This is a genomic window from Sporosarcina sp. Y1009, from assembly GCF_057669865.1.
Window position 1 is genome coordinate 39,665 of sequence record NZ_JBYHFO010000019.1, and the last position, 16,709, is coordinate 56,373.

General features: G+C 38.7%; 15 protein-coding genes. 2 read left to right on the forward strand and 13 right to left on the reverse strand.

The genetic code is table 11. The annotated features are described in order from the left end of the window. The first annotated feature begins 37 nt into the window (after positions 1-37). The gene (locus AC25Y1_RS17080) at positions 38-1,015 is read left to right on the forward strand and encodes a LacI family DNA-binding transcriptional regulator (RefSeq protein ID WP_488149207.1); all 978 of its coding nucleotides are present in this window, start codon (positions 38-40) and stop codon (positions 1,013-1,015) included. A gap of 276 nt (positions 1,016-1,291) precedes the next feature. Here AC25Y1_RS17080 and AC25Y1_RS17085 read toward each other — a convergent pair whose 3' ends face one another. From AC25Y1_RS17085 to AC25Y1_RS17115, 7 genes are all read right to left on the reverse strand, one after another. Then, entirely contained in the window at positions 1,292-1,636 is a 345-nt protein-coding gene (locus AC25Y1_RS17085; protein ID WP_488149208.1) for a hypothetical protein, read from the reverse strand. A gap of 84 nt (positions 1,637-1,720) precedes the next feature. Beyond that, positions 1,721-2,530, reverse strand: coding sequence for an inositol monophosphatase family protein (locus tag AC25Y1_RS17090; protein WP_488149209.1), 810 nt, complete (start codon positions 2,528-2,530; stop codon positions 1,721-1,723). 26 nt (positions 2,531-2,556) lie between these two features. Next, positions 2,557-3,402, reverse strand: a complete 846-nt coding sequence (locus AC25Y1_RS17095; protein WP_488149210.1) for a sugar phosphate isomerase/epimerase family protein — start codon at positions 3,400-3,402, stop codon at positions 2,557-2,559. An 87-nt stretch (positions 3,403-3,489) separates the two neighbouring features. Next, positions 3,490-4,272, reverse strand: a complete 783-nt coding sequence (kduD, locus tag AC25Y1_RS17100; protein WP_488149211.1) for a 2-dehydro-3-deoxy-D-gluconate 5-dehydrogenase KduD — start codon at positions 4,270-4,272, stop codon at positions 3,490-3,492. A gap of 55 nt (positions 4,273-4,327) precedes the next feature. Continuing rightward, positions 4,328-5,158, reverse strand: coding sequence for a 5-dehydro-4-deoxy-D-glucuronate isomerase (kduI, locus tag AC25Y1_RS17105; protein WP_488149223.1), 831 nt, complete (start codon positions 5,156-5,158; stop codon positions 4,328-4,330). A gap of 310 nt (positions 5,159-5,468) precedes the next feature. Then, positions 5,469-6,482, reverse strand: coding sequence for a PfkB family carbohydrate kinase (locus AC25Y1_RS17110; protein ID WP_488149212.1), 1,014 nt, complete (start codon positions 6,480-6,482; stop codon positions 5,469-5,471). 2 nt (positions 6,483-6,484) lie between these two features. Next, a complete protein-coding gene (locus AC25Y1_RS17115) occupies positions 6,485-7,132 on the reverse strand; it encodes a bifunctional 4-hydroxy-2-oxoglutarate aldolase/2-dehydro-3-deoxy-phosphogluconate aldolase (RefSeq protein ID WP_488149213.1) in 648 nt (215 codons plus the stop codon). Between the two features lie 266 nt (positions 7,133-7,398). Here AC25Y1_RS17115 and AC25Y1_RS17120 point away from each other — a divergent pair, with 266 nt between their 5' ends. Next, positions 7,399-8,163: an IclR family transcriptional regulator gene (locus AC25Y1_RS17120; RefSeq protein WP_488149214.1), complete on the forward strand. Its 765-nt coding sequence runs from the start codon at positions 7,399-7,401 to the stop codon at positions 8,161-8,163. A 95-nt stretch (positions 8,164-8,258) separates the two neighbouring features. Here the strand turns inward: AC25Y1_RS17120 and AC25Y1_RS17125 are convergent, their stop codons facing one another. The 6 genes from AC25Y1_RS17125 to AC25Y1_RS17150 all read right to left on the reverse strand — a co-directional run bounded on the left by AC25Y1_RS17125 (position 8,259) and on the right by AC25Y1_RS17150 (position 16,069). Continuing rightward, positions 8,259-9,806 (reverse strand): response regulator transcription factor, encoded by a 1,548-nt coding sequence (locus tag AC25Y1_RS17125; protein WP_488149215.1) that lies wholly within the window; start codon positions 9,804-9,806, stop codon positions 8,259-8,261. After that, complete coding sequence (locus tag AC25Y1_RS17130; protein WP_488149216.1) at positions 9,799-11,607, reverse strand: sensor histidine kinase; 1,809 nt, start codon at positions 11,605-11,607, stop codon at positions 9,799-9,801. The genes AC25Y1_RS17125 and AC25Y1_RS17130 overlap by 8 nt, the downstream gene beginning before the upstream one ends. Positions 11,608-11,789: 182 nt before the next feature. Continuing rightward, positions 11,790-12,887, reverse strand: a complete 1,098-nt coding sequence (locus tag AC25Y1_RS17135; protein WP_488149217.1) for a glycoside hydrolase family 88/105 protein — start codon at positions 12,885-12,887, stop codon at positions 11,790-11,792. Positions 12,888-12,958: 71 nt separating this feature from the next. After that, positions 12,959-14,263: an ABC transporter substrate-binding protein gene (locus AC25Y1_RS17140; RefSeq protein WP_488149218.1), complete on the reverse strand. Its 1,305-nt coding sequence runs from the start codon at positions 14,261-14,263 to the stop codon at positions 12,959-12,961. Between the two features lie 40 nt (positions 14,264-14,303). After that, positions 14,304-15,140 carry a carbohydrate ABC transporter permease gene (locus tag AC25Y1_RS17145; protein WP_488149219.1) on the reverse strand — a complete coding sequence of 279 codons (837 nt, stop codon included), beginning with the start codon at positions 15,138-15,140 and terminating at the stop codon, positions 14,304-14,306. 5 nt (positions 15,141-15,145) lie between these two features. Beyond that, positions 15,146-16,069, reverse strand: coding sequence for a carbohydrate ABC transporter permease (locus AC25Y1_RS17150; protein ID WP_488149220.1), 924 nt, complete (start codon positions 16,067-16,069; stop codon positions 15,146-15,148). Positions 16,070-16,709 lie beyond the last annotated feature (640 nt).

Sequence of the window (16,709 nt, forward strand, 5' to 3'; positions counted from 1 at the left end):
ATGATAAGCGAGTAAATACGTAGATGGGTGATCATAAATGAGCATAACAATAAAAGATATAGCTAAAATCGCAGGTGTGAGTTATTCGACGGTTTCTAAAGCATTAAATGATAGTCCATTAGTGAAAAGTGATACGAAAAATCGAATTGTTTCGATTGCAAACGAAATTGGTTATAAACCCAATTTTGCAGCCCAAAGACTTGTTTCGAAACAGACAAAAATTATCGGATTAATCTGGCCTACAATTGAACGATTGGTTCTTTCCACTTTGGTGACGAGAATTAGCGATGAAATCAATAAAACACCCTATTCCATGATTCTCTCCGTAGACCAAGTGCAAACTTCTTTGGATACATTTAGACGTTTTCAGGTAGATGGTATTATTTTGTTCGAGGAAAATATAGATGTTGCTGTCAATCCCAATTCCATTCCGTTATTATCGTACGGAGTTGTTGGAAAAGAAGCTGCAAATTATCCAATTATCGATGCGAATCATGAAGAGGCTATGTATCAAGCTGTAAAATACTTGTATTCGTTAGATCATAGCCATATTGCTTATATAGGTGATTTTTCCCCGATTGATCCCATGCAAATGCAAAAATATAAGGGATTTATCAAAGCAATGAAGGATTTTAATCTACCGGTAGCTGAGCATAATCTTATTAACACATTCGGATTGGATTGGTACGATGGTTATACGGCAACTCAGAAGTTTTTAAGCTTACCGAATCGGCCAACTGCCATTGTGGGTGGGAGTTATGATATTAGCGGTGGAATTATTCGTGGAATTAAAGAAGCAAATCTCGATATCCCTAAAGATATTTCGATTATTAGTTACGACAACATCCCCCAAATGGAGAATATGGAAGTTCCTTTAACAAGCATAGGCGTTCCTGTTGATCAATTGGCTGTGGAAATCGTTCAATCGATGATTAAGATGATTGAAGAGAAGGATAGCCAACCGATTGTTATTAAAATGACACCTGAATTGACTGTCAGGGCTAGTTGTGAATAAGAGAGTCGCCTAGCTCTAGGCGACTTTTTTTGTGGCTGATTATTTTCCTTGCACGCACTAGTGATTTGCTTGCACTTCGATGAGTTTTGCTTGCAGTTCAAAGTGATTTGCTTGCACTTCTAAGGTATTTCCTTGCACAAAATAGATTTTGCTTGCAAGTCGGGACTATTCTCATGTATAAAAATGTTGCTTAAGTGAAATTAGCGGCCAAATTAAAACGAGTACTTGAATAATGCACCATTCAAGTACTCGCTAAGATTAAATTACATTCTTAAATCACTGTACCGAAGTATAACAATCATGGTTCTTTAAAATAGAAAGGACATGATCATATTCGGATTCTTCGACTTCTACTTTCAATAAATGAGTTGGATTTGCATCTTCACCGCTGAATACATCTTCATCAACTACAATCGGTGCATTTGCACCAATCGGTCCGACACTACCGGGCATACCAGAACCTCCGATATTGGTTGGAAAGAATGGTGTGTACATTCTTGTATCAGATCCTTCTCCCATCTCATCGATATACAGATTCTTCACTTTTACAGTTTGTAAACTTGCACGCACAGACTCAGCGTCATTTTCACTTTTAAAATAAACTTCAACACTTCTAGTCATTGGTATCATCCCCTGTTCAAGTATAGTTTTAGTTATACACAGGATTCCCCCAATGAGCGATGTGTAAACTTACTGATCATTCGATTACTTTAACCCTATAACTAGGTATTCTTGAATAATCTCCTGTTGAATCGCCGGGTGACAAGTTACCGTAGAATCATTTGTTAACAGATTTGCTTTCCCACCACTTAAATTCGTAGTAACAGCTCCCACTTCATTCGCAAGAATTATGCCACCTGCAATATCCCACGGTGCAAGATTCATCGTTATATATCCGTCTATAATCCCTTCTGATACATAGGCAAGTTTTAGTGCCGCCGAACCATAAGCGCGTGCACCACGGATTTTTTTAAACAATTGCTGCATAACCTTTTCATCAATCACGCTATTTTCACATAGCAACTTATGATTAAATCCGAGCACTGCTTCCTCAAGGTTAAGATCTTGTTTTAACGGCGGTAGCTTTTCGTCATTTTTATAAGCACCCTCACCGCGTTTTGCACTATAAAGAATATCTGCCATCACATCATAAACAAAACCAATTTCTCCGATACCTTGATGGAAAATCCCGATAGAAATCGCAAAGTTTCTTCGTTGGTGCACAAAATTCATCGTTCCGTCAATCGGGTCAACAATCCAAACCGTTCCGTCTAGTGAATCAACATCGTCCCCGTACCCTTCTTCACTAAAAAGAAGATGTTTCGGATAGGTTTTACGAATCTGTTGTGCTAGGAAATACTCTGTTTCTTTATCAACCGTCGTGACCAGGTCATCTGCATGTGCTTTCGTTTCAATGATCATGGGATCATGAATTTTCTCGCGAATTAATTCTCCAGCTGTTAAAACCCATTGTTTTGCATGTTCATAGATTTCATTACGAACAGTACTCTCCATAGTAACAACCTCCAAGTTGAAGCGATTTAGGCCTCTTCATACTTCTTTCTTAAGAATGCGATACTATTGTTAATATGCGGCTCTTGTGTATTCTCTAAGAGTACATTCATGAAAGGTTTTTTCGGTTTGACTAGTTTAAAAACCGCATCATAGTTTAGTAATCCTGTCCCAACAGGCACCATCTTAATCCAACCATCTTCAATGATGAAGTCCTTTGCATGCATAATCACCATACGGTCTCCGAGTAAATCCATTGCTTCTTGGAAGATTTCTTCTTGACGAAGATAATTCTCTGGGTCCAAGTAATTTGCCGGATCAAAGATCACTTGAAGATTAGGTGAATCAATAAGGTCTAAAAGCCTTCTTAATTTTTGAGGCGTGTGGACTGGGTGATTGATGCCCCCTTCAATAGCAACAATGACACCAAATTTTTCAGCTTCTTCTACGAGTTCACGGACACTATCAACGACATCAAGAAAAGGTTGTTCCTCGAAATTATCCGTCGTGTAGCCTCCTTTTGCATGAACGTTTCCAGTTTCGGTTCCAACGATGCTACAACCAAAATCTCTAGCAAAGCGAATATGTTCTTTAAAACGATCCAATTCAGCCTGTCTTTTTTCTTTATCCGGATGAATCATGTGAATGTAGCAACCCAATACCGAAATTTGAACATTTTTCTCCGCAAACTTACCGCCAATATGTTTAGCGAAACCAGGACTCAAACTTCCTAAGCTAGAATTGATATCCCCGAATGATTTCCCTAAAGCGAGTTGTACACCTGTTAAACCTTTGCCTGCGATTTCATCGACTAATCCTTCAATTGTTGTTTGATTTTCAATATCATGTGCGCGTATTCCTAGATTTAAGTCCATAATAATCCCCTTTTACTTGTATTTAATTACCTATTAAATAAGCCGTATCACTGCCTGTGATACGGCTTATTTACTTCTATTTATCGATTAACGTGACAACCATCCGCCGTCGATTGCGACAACTGAGCCGTTCATATAGTCCGATGCTTTACTTGATAGGAACACAACAATACCCATTAAGTCAGCTGGATCAGCCCAACGTGCAGCTGGGATACGTGCTAGGATTTCTGCGTTACGCTTTTCGTCTTCGCGAATTGGCGCAGTGTTGGCAGTTTTTACATATCCTGGTGCGATTGCGTTCACTTGGATGCCGTGCTCTGCCAATTCATTTGCAAATGATTTCGTTAAACCGACAACACCGTGCTTGCTCACTGTGTAAGGAGGAACGAATTTTCCACCCTGGAAAGAAAGCATGGAAGCGATGTTGACGATTTTACCGCTCTTTTGTTCAGCCATAAATTTTGCTGCTTCTTGGCTTAAGAAGAACAAAGAGTTCTGGTTTAATTCCACGACAGCGTCCCAATCTTCTTCTGTGTATTCCAGAAGTGGTGCACGACGAATTGTTCCAGCGTTGTTAATGAGAATATCAACTTTCCCGTAAACTTCAACGCATTTCGCTACGAGCTCTTTCGCTTTCTTGCGATCTGTTAAATCTGCTTGGAAAAATTCAACTTTACGACCTGTATTTTCGATTAATTCTCTCGTTTCGTCCCATTCAGTGCCGTGTGTAACGACAAAGAGATCTGCGCCAGCTTTTGCAAGTGCTACCGCGTAAGCTTGGCCTAATCCTTTATTACCGCCTGTTACGATTGCTACTTTTCCGTCTAACGAGAAAAAGTCTAATGAGAAATCATTTAAGTTATTAGTCATCTATTTCGCCCTCCAAAAATATCGTGCTCGCCGAAACGAGCACGTTCTTTTTATATTATCGTAAGTCTTTCATTGCTACGTGGTCCATGTCGTCATACGTAATGTTTTCTCCGCACATGCCCCAAATGAACGTGTAGTTACTTGTTGCAGTACCTGTATGAATTGACCAGCTTGGTGAAATGGCAGCTTGTTCGTTCTTCATGACAAGATGTCTCGTTTCGCTTGGCTGTCCCATGAAGTGGAAAACACGCGTTTCTGGTTCCATATCAAAATAGAGATAAACTTCCATACGGCGCTCATGTGTATGAGCAGGCATTGTGTTCCAAACGCTTCCCGGTTGTAGCATTGTAAGCCCCATTTGAAGTTGGCAGCTCTCACAGTTATTTGGGTGTACATATTGATAGATTTTACGCTCATTCAACGTTCCTGACCCACCCACCTCAAGTGGTTTGATATTCTTAATATCAATTTTCACTGTTGGATACGTATGGTGTGCAGGTGATGAGTTGATATAGAATTTAGCTGGGTTGTTCGCATCGTCTGAACGGAATAAGACCTCTTTCGTTCCACGTCCAACATATAGTCCGTCGCGGCGATCCATCTTAATTTCTTCACCATCGAGAACGACAGATCCGTCCCCGCCGATATTAATAATTCCGAGTTCACGGCGCTCAAGGAAATAAGTAACCCCTAGCTCTTTATCTAGTTTAATCGTTAGTTCTTCATTTGTTGGTGTAACCCCACCGAAAATCATGCGGTCTACATGCGTGTAAGTTAAATGAACTTTTCCTGCTTCAAAAAGCTTTTCAACAAGAAAATGCTCTCTTAATTGATCCGTATTATAAGTCTTAATCTCTTCCGGGTGATTTGCATAACGTGTTTCCATTTCCATTTGTTGTCATTCCTCCTAATAGTAAAAAGCCTAATTTATTAATCTACACTTTCACTTTACAATTCTTGATAAAACACACTACTGATGCCTTTTTCACTCTATAAGTTTCTTAGATTGGAGCGAAAGGCGGCGACTCCAGCGGGATTAGCGGGAAAAAGACGGAGAGAGAAAGTTCACTCTCTCTTTGGTGAGACCCCGCAGGTAGCGAAGCGAACGAGGAGGGAAAGATTGAACTTTATCTTTCCTCACTTGTCCGACCGCCCCGCGGAAAGCGTCCGCCTGTAGCGGAAATCTACTCAGCTGATTAACGAATAATTTTACCTGAACCATTCTCCGCAAACTCTCGTACTTCATCCGCAGAAAAAACATTGCAATCTCCGTGAACGGTATGTTTTAAAGCAGAAGCCGCAGTCGCGAATGAAATCACTTCTTCTGGAGACATTTCTTCTAAAATGCCATATAAAATTCCTGAAGCAAATGCATCTCCACCACCAACACGGTCCACGATTGGACTTATATGGTGTACTTTCGATTGATACAAAGTTCCATCCACATAGAAATTACCTTGCAAATCATTATCTGATGCCGATAAAACCGTTCTGAACGTGGAACTCATATATGTGATATTTGGATACATTTTTTGAATCTCCGCGTAATAATAGCTTAGTTTTTCATGATTTTCTAACGCGTTATCAGCTTCTTGAATGCCGAGAAAATGAATCGCATCTTTGTCGCCGCAAGAACAAATATCAACATAAGGTAAAAGCTGTTTAAAAACTTTTGAAGCCTCTTCTTTATTCCAAAGCTTTGATCGATAATTAAAATCAAAACTTGTTGTTACACCAAGTTCTTTCGCTTTCTTTAATGCGAGCAAAGTTATCCCACTCAAGACCGGTGATAATGCCGGAGTAATTCCAGACACATGAAAAAGCGATACGTCACGAAAGACTTCTTCAAAATCAATCTCATCTTCCGTTAACATTGCAAGACTCGAGTATTTTCGATCATAGACAACATCAGCACTTCTTTCCCCAATACCCGTTTCCAAGTAATAGGTTCCCAGTCGTTCGCCGCCTTTCATTAAATAATCCGTCCCCACACCATTTGCTTTTAAATGCTTTTCAACAGCAACCCCGAGTGAATTTTCCGGGATTTTACTCACTATATTTACGTCATAACCAAAGTTCGCGAGTGAAACAGCTACATTCGCCTCGGCCCCGCCGTAATTCATCGTTAACTGATTGGCTTGTAGGATTCTTTCGCCTACTGTAGTGGAAAGGCGAAGCAAAATTTCCCCAAATGTAATAATCTTTTTCATATTTACGCCTCTCTTGCCTTTTGAACTTTGTCGACAAATTTACGAGCATCTTCTGTAATTTTGTTAAACTCACCTGTTTTTGCATGCGCAACCAAACTGCCGCCTACGCCAACAGCAACACAACCGTTTTTAATCCATTGGTCAACATTATCTAAATCAACGCCGCCTGTTGGCATTATATTTACTTGTGGCAAAGGTGCTTTAACACCCTTCACCCAATCAGGACCGTATGTATTTCCTGGGAACAGTTTAACGATATCTACGCCTGATTTAAGCGCTTCCTTCATTTCAGTAATTGTCATGCAGCCAGGCATATATGGAATTTGATATAAATTACATAATTCAGCTGTGTCTTTATCAAAACTCGGGCTAACAACAAACTCTGCACCTGCAAGAATAGCAATGCGAGCAGTAACGGCATCTAACACGGTACCTGCACCGATGACGACCTCACTATTATTCTTGTAAGCTGTAGCTAGTTCACTAATAATTTTATCGGCACCTTGCACGGTAAATGTAATTTCAATCCCATTAATACCACCTAGGACACAAGCTTCTGAAATATTTAGTGCTTCCAATTCAGAGTCGGCTCGAACGACCGCAACCACTCCGCAATCAGTTAGTTTTCTTAGTACCTGTTGTTTTTTCATAACACACCTCCTCGTATAATTTCAGTCCGATTTCGGCCTCTATTGAACAAAATCTATGTTAATTTGTCAATTAGTGCGCAATACTTTATTTCCTATACGGAAACCAGTATGCTTATATGGAAACTATCTACTTTAGTATATATAATTAAGAAAGCGTTTACAAGTTAAATCGCTTTAATTTGTTTATAAGACAAACTATCATTAAGAGCGATTGGATTTTATGATTAATTGATTACTACCAGAAAAAATTGAGAGAAGGAATAATCATGCCTAAACCAGAAATAAAACCATATGGAACCGTTCTGATAAAAGCAGATCAAATTTTGAATTTCTTATTTGAAAGTGCACAACCCCAACGTTTAAATGTCATTGCAAAGGCATGCGACTTAACCAATTCGACAGCATCCAAAATACTTAATACTTTGCAGCTGATTGGCTATGTGAAAAGAGATTCTAAAACCAATGAATTTGACCTAGGGCCTTCCATTATTAAGTTTGCAAGGCAAAGCTTTAAGCAATTAGATATAAAGAAAATTGCTCAACCACATTTAGAAAACTTACAAAGAGTGACGACCGAAACGGTTCATCTCGGCATGATTGAAAACGCCAAAATTGTTTATATCAATAAAATAGAAAGCAATAACCCCGTCACCTTGTATTCGCAAATCGGAAGATCCATTCCGTTGTATTGCTCAGCGATGGGCAAATCCATTCTCGCTGAACAAACAGCCGAAGAGATTGATCAGTATCTTGCGGATAATAAATTGATAGCTAAAACAGATAACACCTTTACAACAAAGAAGTCATTTAGAGCTGAACTACAATCGATTAAAAACCGCGGCTATGCATTTGATAACGGTGAACATGAAATCGATGTGTTCTGCATTGGCGCAAGCATTACCGTCAACGGACAAAATTTCGGCGCATTCAGCGTCAGCGTGCCGAAGTATAGAATCACTGAAACTTTCAAAAACGAAATTATTGAGGCCGTACAGAATTGTAAAACTGCAATTGAAGCTGAACTGCAGTGACATAGCGAGTACCAGAATAATTCATGATTCTGGTACTTGTTTTTTAATTAGACTGCTGATTTCCTTTAATTATATGCTGCAACATTCACTCACCCTTAACCACTGTCCACACTTTTCCGGTACTCACCCGGCGTTTGGCCGGTATACTTTTTAAAACAAACACCAAAATACTGTGGATTGCTATAGCCAACACTTTCAGCGACCTTATAAACTTTTGCATCACGATCACGAAGTAACGCCATCGCTTTTGTTATTCTTAATTCCAATAGATAATCACCGAAGTTCAAGCCCTTCTCATGCTTAAACAAATTACTCAAATAAGGCGCACTGACAAATACCTTATCTGCCACTTTTTGTTGTGTTAACGTTACTTCATGGAAATTCTCTTCCATATAGGCCATCGCATTATCGACCAGCGAATGATGATTTAAGTTCTTCTCCTTATTCATCGAATCCGCCCACTCATCGACAAGACCGTTAAGTGTATATAACATTTCATGCAATGATTCCAGCTGAAGAATATGGTCAAAAAGAACAGTCATACTTAGACTCTCTTCTTCCCCTCTCTTCCACTTCTTAATTTGATAATAAAGTGACGTACTAAACTTCAATGCCGTCAACTTCGTCTCGGAAAGCGGTATATTCTTATTTTCGGTTATTGCCCCGGCAATTTTCTCAAGCGTTTCTTTTACTTTCGACGGCAACTCTAGTCGAATATGCGTATTGAATTCCTCATTTAATCCATTTAACAAATTCACATTTTGCATCGTACTCGGAATCGTATCATCTATCGAGTAGACACGGCTCGTCCCCATAATATGCTTCATTTCCATCGCTAGTCGCGACTCAACAAATGAGGTCATAATCTCAAACAAGTTCCGGTACGTTCTTCCTATCGTAATCGTCGCCTTATAATCAAGCAGATCATTCAATTGATTTAAAATAATTCCTGCTAACTCTTTCTCCTTGTTCCCCGTATCATCCTCCAACGACAAGAGAAGCACTAACTCATTCAATTCGCCATTTAACAATTCACCATCGGCATGTGACAACAGAATACCCTCAATAATCTCTGTTACCTTTAATTTCACATCTTCCTGAACACTAATCAGGAGTACATTGTAAAAAGGTCCTTCTAGTTGAATGTCAAGACTTGCAAGTTCTTGCTCAATATCAACAGCCGTTGAACCATCTTGGTTGGCGATTTTCCGCAAAAACTGTTGCTGCAGCAAAGGCAAGGAATCCACAAATCGACGATCATTTTCTATTTCCTTATTACACGCTAGCGCTGCAGCTTTAACTTTTGCCAATAAATCCTCTATCTTCACTGGCTTCAATAAATAATCAAAAGCCTTTAACTGAACAGCTTGCTGCGCATACTTAAAATCCTCATACCCCGTCAGAAAGATTACTTTTGAGTAAGGACTCGTCTCTCTAATAATCTGAGCCATTTCTAACCCATTCATGAAAGGCATCGAAATATCAGACACAACCACATGTGGCTGTTCTCTTTCGATGATTTCAAGTGCACTCTCACCATCTGCTGCTTCCCCTACTAGAACAAAACCATGTTGATTCCACGGGGCTCTAGACAAAATGCGTCGAATAATTCGATCATCTTCAACAATGACGATTTTATCCATGGTCTTGGATCTCCCCTTTTACATTCGGAATTAAAACCAATATTTTCGTCCCTTTTCCAACTTCACTCTCAATCTTCAATTCACATGATTTACCAAAATATCCTTTGAGTCGTTCACTAACACTTCTTAAGCCGATACCGATATATTTTTTCTGATCGCCATTGTAAGGGGCATCGATTTCTTCTTGAATCTTTTTGAGATGAATTTCGTCCATCCCTTGTCCATTATCCTCAACTTCAAGCAGAATCTTATCCCCAGATTCTGAAACACGCACATGTATAAAACCTTGATTCCGATTCAGTTTAACACCGTGATAGATCGCATTTTCAATCAGTGGTTGAAGCGTGAGTTTAATAATTCGACTGGTTAAAACTTGATCCTCCACCTCAAGTGTATAAGAAAAATCATCCCCGTAGCGCATCTCCATAATATACAAATAACTTTTAATATGGTCGATTTCTTCTTCTATTGAGATTATCTCTTGTCCCCGACTAATGCTAATCCTAAAAAAGTTCGATAGCGCACTAATCATTTCACTCGCATCTTCATTTAACCCCATATCACATAAGCCTTTAATCGAATACAAGGTGTTATAGAGGAAATGTGGGTTCATTTGCGCTTGAATAATCGCAACTTCCAACTGGCGCTTTTCCTTTTGATCGAGCTCAATTTGGTGAAGTAATGCAGTATTGCGCGCCATTTGTTCATTGAAACTGCTGTATAGAATTCGCATCTCTTTTGGTGCAGCTAATCCTTCGTCTAACTGCAGATGTTCTTGATCGACTTTTGTCATTTCAGTCGCTAATTTTTTGATGGGATTGGAAATATACTTTCCAACTAAGTTGACGATAAATGACGCCATAATAATGACAATTAGAATAATGCCGACCAACAAATATTTTATTTGATTGATCGTTTCTAAAATCTGGCTTTCTGGAAATATAGCAGCGACTTTCCACTTATTTACACCGATTGTGTTATAAATTCCATACATGCTTTCGTTTTCTGCATTTGCAAAAGCGAACTTTCCTTCTTTATTGTCGATTTCATTTAACTTACTGGCAGTCTCGGCATCTAACTGATACTGATTGTCTACTGTTTTCGTTTGAAAAGTACCATCAGGACTCACCAGTGTAAAATAACCGTTTTCTCCAATTAATGATTTATTGAAAACCTTCTCAAAAAAATCAGCACGTAGATTAAATAAAATCATGCCGTTTTCTAGTGGGTTTTCTGTCTCGATTAGATGAAATACTGAGATGACCTCATAGGAATCTTTCGTCAAAGGATTCTGATGCATATTTTGCCAGTAAAAAGCTTCTTTGCTTCCTTGGAATTCCTTGAAATAATGGTCATAGGAAAATGTCGGGTCAAATTGCTGGGCACCTTGATAGAAAGATATCTCTCCATGGTTTAAATCCACATAGATCGAATCGATAATTGAATTGAAACGATGATAAATTGCGCGTAAATCATCATCAACATCTATATAGAGTTGAGAGGACCTTGTATTTGAATCCATTACTTTCAAGGCTTCAATTTTAGGATCTTTCGATAAAATCACAAGCTGTTCAAAAACATCTGTTAACATAAAATCGATATAATTATTCGTTTGCAACACCGTATCACTCATACTTTGATACGCATTTTCTTCAATTTGTTTTGTCGCCAATTGATAAGATATCCCGCCGATAATGACGACGATAATGATAATAATAGTCATATAAAGTGCATTGATTGTAGAACTAAAAGACGAAAATAAATACTTCCGACTAAACTTTTTTATTTTTTCACGTAGCATAGCAAACCCCTGCTTATACACTGAATTTTTAAGAACAAAAAACACAAGGCGCTCGCTTAGCACCGACTTGGAAGAATGCAGTTCAATTCTTCTTTGCTTATACACTGAATTTTTAGAGAAAAAAACCTCTAGATTAAGTATAGACTAATCTAGAGGACAAGCATAGTCGCTACTTACTCTGCTTATTTTGAGATATCATGTTGTGCCATACACGCTAAAATAAATGCACCCATGCCGTGTAAATCATTTTCAGATGTCGGTCTTTCAACATAATAATCGTACGTTCCTGCGGATGTCCCGATACAAATCCCACTTAACTCAAGGTCATCTCCGTCGACTTTCACCATGCGTGATAGTAAACCTTCATACGCCTTATTCACAACAGCTTTATAAGAATCATCAACAATACCTGCTTTAATCGCTTTTGCAATCGTATAGATAAATAACGATGAACAAGATGATTCTAACCAGTTATCTTCACGGTCACCTTTGTCAACAACTTGGTACCAAAGACCAGATTCTTCGTCTTGGAAGTTAACAACAGAAGGGATGAATTGCTGTAGCTCTTCAACGAAAACTTCTTGTCCATGCTTTTGACCATCTAATAATTCCAGTAAATCGACGAGTGCTGTTCCGTACCAACCAACAGAACGTCCCCAGAATTCCGGTGAACAACCTGTTTCTTTATCGGCCCATGGTTGGACTTTCTTTTCGTCCCAAGCGTGATACGGTAATCCAGTTTTTGAGTCTTTCATATGTTTTCTCATTAACTTTTCTTGAAGAAGTAAAGATTGGATCAGTTCTGGTTCGTTGAAATGCTTATCATACATAACCATAAACGGCGCTGCCATAAACAAACCATCTAACCACATTTGATAAGGATATTTATCTTTATGCCAAAATCCGCCCTCTGTTGTTTTATTAATCGTATTCAATAAATTCCTTAATTTCTTAGCAGCAACAAGATATTTCTTCTCGCCAGTTGCCTCATAGAGTGGGAACAATAAAATACCAACTTGGATAGAATCGAGTTCGTCTCTTGCGAAAAAGAAGTTCCCTTCTTCATCTAATAAATTGTCGACATATGCTTTCATGTATTCGAAGTACTCATCTTTTCCTGTAGCTTCCCATACACGAATCATTCCATAGAGAAATACACTTTGGTGATAATGCCATCTGTTTGCTGGTGGCAGTTCGGCTGGAGAAAACGTTTTCATAATTGTACGGCAAGCTTTCTCAGCAATGGATAATGGTGTTTCAATTTCAGTTGTCATCTTCACTATTCCCCCAATACATGTTTACGATAGTAATAATCTGAGTGCCAATTGAATCAACACTCAGATTACTATAATTATTTCATTGCGTCATTATATTTAGCTTCTGAATCTTCAATTGCTTTTGCCCATTCGTCAAGAAACTCTTTTACAGAGCTATCTCCACTCATTACTTTTTGTGTGCCTGGATCTACCAAGTTATCGAGAATTGAACGGTAGTCTGGTAAGTAAAATGGTGGTTTGTATAAAACGGTTTGCGGATTATCATACACTTCGAACGCTGTTTTAATATGAGCAGAGTCTTTAATCCAATCCATATCTAACACATCTGCGTTAGTTGGAATTTGACCGACTTCTTCGTTCCAGTAACTTTGACTCTCAGCTGAGTTGATGAATTCAACAAACTTCCATGCCTCGTCTGGATTTTTTGTCGTTTTGAAGATGGACATGTTGATTGTGTTTCCACCTTCTGCAACGTATCTGTCATCTTCTGTTTTAGGTAGTGGAATTGCTTGGAACTGATCTGCTTCAAATGCTTTATTATGCTCGCCGAATGAACCAATGTTATGGTGAACCATTCCAACGACGCCTGTGTCAAAACCGGCAATCATTTCTTTGTAATCATTTGTGATATCACTTTTTGGTGTATTCTTCTGGTACATTTCAAAATACTGCTCGAGGAACTCAACATGTTTTGGATCATTGATTGTTGATTTTCCATTTTCATCAAAGTAGTTTTCCAAACCTGAATACGCGAACATGAGACGTTGCAGTTGGAAAGAACCACCTGCCCCACCGCGAATCGTATACCCATAACGACCTTCTTCAGTCATTTCGTCTGCTGCATTAAAGAAGTCATCCCATGTCTCCGGTGCTTCTATTCCTGCTTCTTTAAACCAATCTGAACGGATCCAAATAACGTCTAGGTTTTGCGTGTATGGAATTCCGTATAATTTACGATCATTGACAACATCTTTATTGAATTGGACAGCACCTTTATTAATTAACGCATTTAGTTCAGAATCTGCTAAATAATCATCTAGCGGAAGTAATGCTTCACGAATTGCAAACTCTGGCAACCAGCTCGTTTGGATAGAACCAACGTCTGGCATATCATCTGCAGCAATCGCTGTATCTAATTTAGATTTCGAAGAATCTTTCGGTAGTCCAACGTATTCAACTTCGATTTCTGGATTTGCATCTTCAAAGTCTACAATTAATTTTTCCCAAATCGGTGTCCGTTGTGGCCCAGCATTTTCATCCCAAAACGTAATTTTAGTTTTTCCGTCTGCTGTCTTTCCATCACTACTGCTACCACATCCAGCTAAAATTCCACCAGCAACTAACATGAACAGCAAACTCATTTTAAGTAAGTTCTTCATAGATGTTGTTCCTCCTTTTATTTGTACGTGCATTTATTGATTAACCTTTAACTGCCCCACCCATTCCATTAACAAGATGCTTTTGTGCATATGCGAATAGGATAACAGCAGGTACTAATGCGATGACACTTCCAGCTGCCAACGCTCCGTAGTTAACGTTGAATTCACCCATCATAAAGCTCAAACCGACTGGCAAGGTGAATTTGCTTTGCTGATTTGTCAGCATGAGTGCAAGTAAGAATTCATTCCAAGTATAGATGAATGTGAATACCGCTGTTGCAACAATTCCTGGAAGAAGTAATGGCAACATGACCAAGCGCAATGATTGCAATTTATTGGCCCCATCAACAGCCGCCGCTTCTTCTAAATCTCTTGGAATATTCCCGATAAACCCACTCATCAATATGGTCGTAAATGGTATCTCGACGGCGGTGTAAGTGATAATCAGTGACAATGGATTACTGATTAACCCCATATTTTTGAAGATGATAAACAACGGGATAATTAACATCGCTCTTGGAATAAACTGCGTAGCGAGCAACATTAATAAAAATGAACGTTTCCCTTTAAACTGATAACGGGCTAATGCATAACCCGATAATGTTGATAAAACAATAACAACAAGTACTGTTGAAATTCCAACGATCAAACTGTTTTTAAAAAAAGTTGCAAAACCTACGTTATTCCAAGCGACCACAAAGTTTTCAACAGTTGGTGCTGTCGGAAAATACTCAAGTGGGCGTTTTACAATATCGCCTTCACGCTTGAACGCTGTATTGATTGTCCAATAAATCGGAAAGATTGTCCATGTAATCATTAATGTTAAAGGGAGGTAGAAAAATAAGATTTTATTTGTGCGTGTTCTTGAATTAACCATTTTTATTAGTCCTCCCTTTCATATCTAGTAATCTTCAAGTAAACCATCGCAAATACAAAGAGTAGGATGAACGAAATTACCGTTAATGCAGATCCATACCCAAAGTCACTTCCGTTAACAGCCAAGTTGGCAATGTACATCGTCAATGTCGTTGTGGAATTTGCAGGACCTCCACCCGTTAAGTTGAAAATCAAATCAACGTTGTTAAACTCCCAAACCGTTCTGAGTAAGGTCGTTAAGATAATTGTATTTTTCAAATGCGGCAATGTGATATGTACAAATGATTCCCATTTGCTAGCCCCGTCAATATCCGAAGCCTCATATAGCTCCTCCGGAATACTTTGAAGTGACGCCAACAACGTAATCGCGAAGAATGGAATCCCTCTCCATAACTCAGCAATAACGACTGCAAGGAAGGCACTTGATGTACTCGCTAGAAATGCTTGCGGCTCACTGATAAGTCCAAGTTTCATCAAGATGTCATTGAAAACACCCATATGTTCGTTATACATTAACGACCACATAACCGAAGCAAGTACGCCTGAAATGGCCCATGGTATAAATGCAATCGCTCTAACGAATCCTCGTAATTTAAATGTTTGATTGAGCAGAACCGCGACGCCCAATCCAAATATTAATTGAAGACCAACTTGAGACACTACCCATTTTAAACTGTTCCACAGACTCGGGAAGAACAATTTATCATCCGTAAATATTTTTACGAAGTTTTCAAAACCTGCGAATTTGTTATAGAAAGGTGCTGAAATATCATAGTGTTGGAAACTGTAATAGAAAACAGTTCCGATTGGGTAAAATAAAAATGTAGCAATAATTAAGAATGACGGCAAGATGAATAGATAAGGAATCCATTTATCTAATTTAAATTTGCGCTTCACCTTCACATCACCACTCAGCTGATTAGAGCTCATCGTAGTCCTCCTTCCAATTTCTTAACGTAGTTCCAAGTCTAAATGAAAACGCTTTCTTTTATAAGGCAATATTTTAAGGTCTTTGTTAGATTTTTTAACATCTTTAAAATTTTAATAGCTGGATAGTGGGGTGAATGGCTATCTGGAGGGGTTTGTTGGATTGTTTGTGTCGAACATTTCTTTGTTCTGTGGAAACGATACTTACTTTTTGTGTAATGTTTCCTTGTTTGAGGAATTAATTTTGCACCCACTTAAAGGCCCCAATTATAGGCTGTACCAAGAATTTCCCTTGAATAACGCTTCGACGCTTGTGGATGCCTCCCGCGATAAGCCTGACAGAAGACCACTGCCAGTCTTATCACTCCGGCTACCACTGGTAAGGCGCCTTCGCTAGATTGTTTTTGGTAAAGTATTGACGTTTCTTCAGTTGTAAATTGCTAGTTTAGGTTACTAAGGATTTCTAAACTAGATTTCTATCAAAATCTTTAAACTAAGATTTTTCTACTAATATACATTCAGTACATATGAATTTCCACATTCGAAAGTGCTCTCTGTAAAATTTCTTTATACAATGAAAGTAGTTGATTGGAGTGAAGGGTGGCGACCATACGCGTCAACTTAAGAAAAATTAATGATTAAC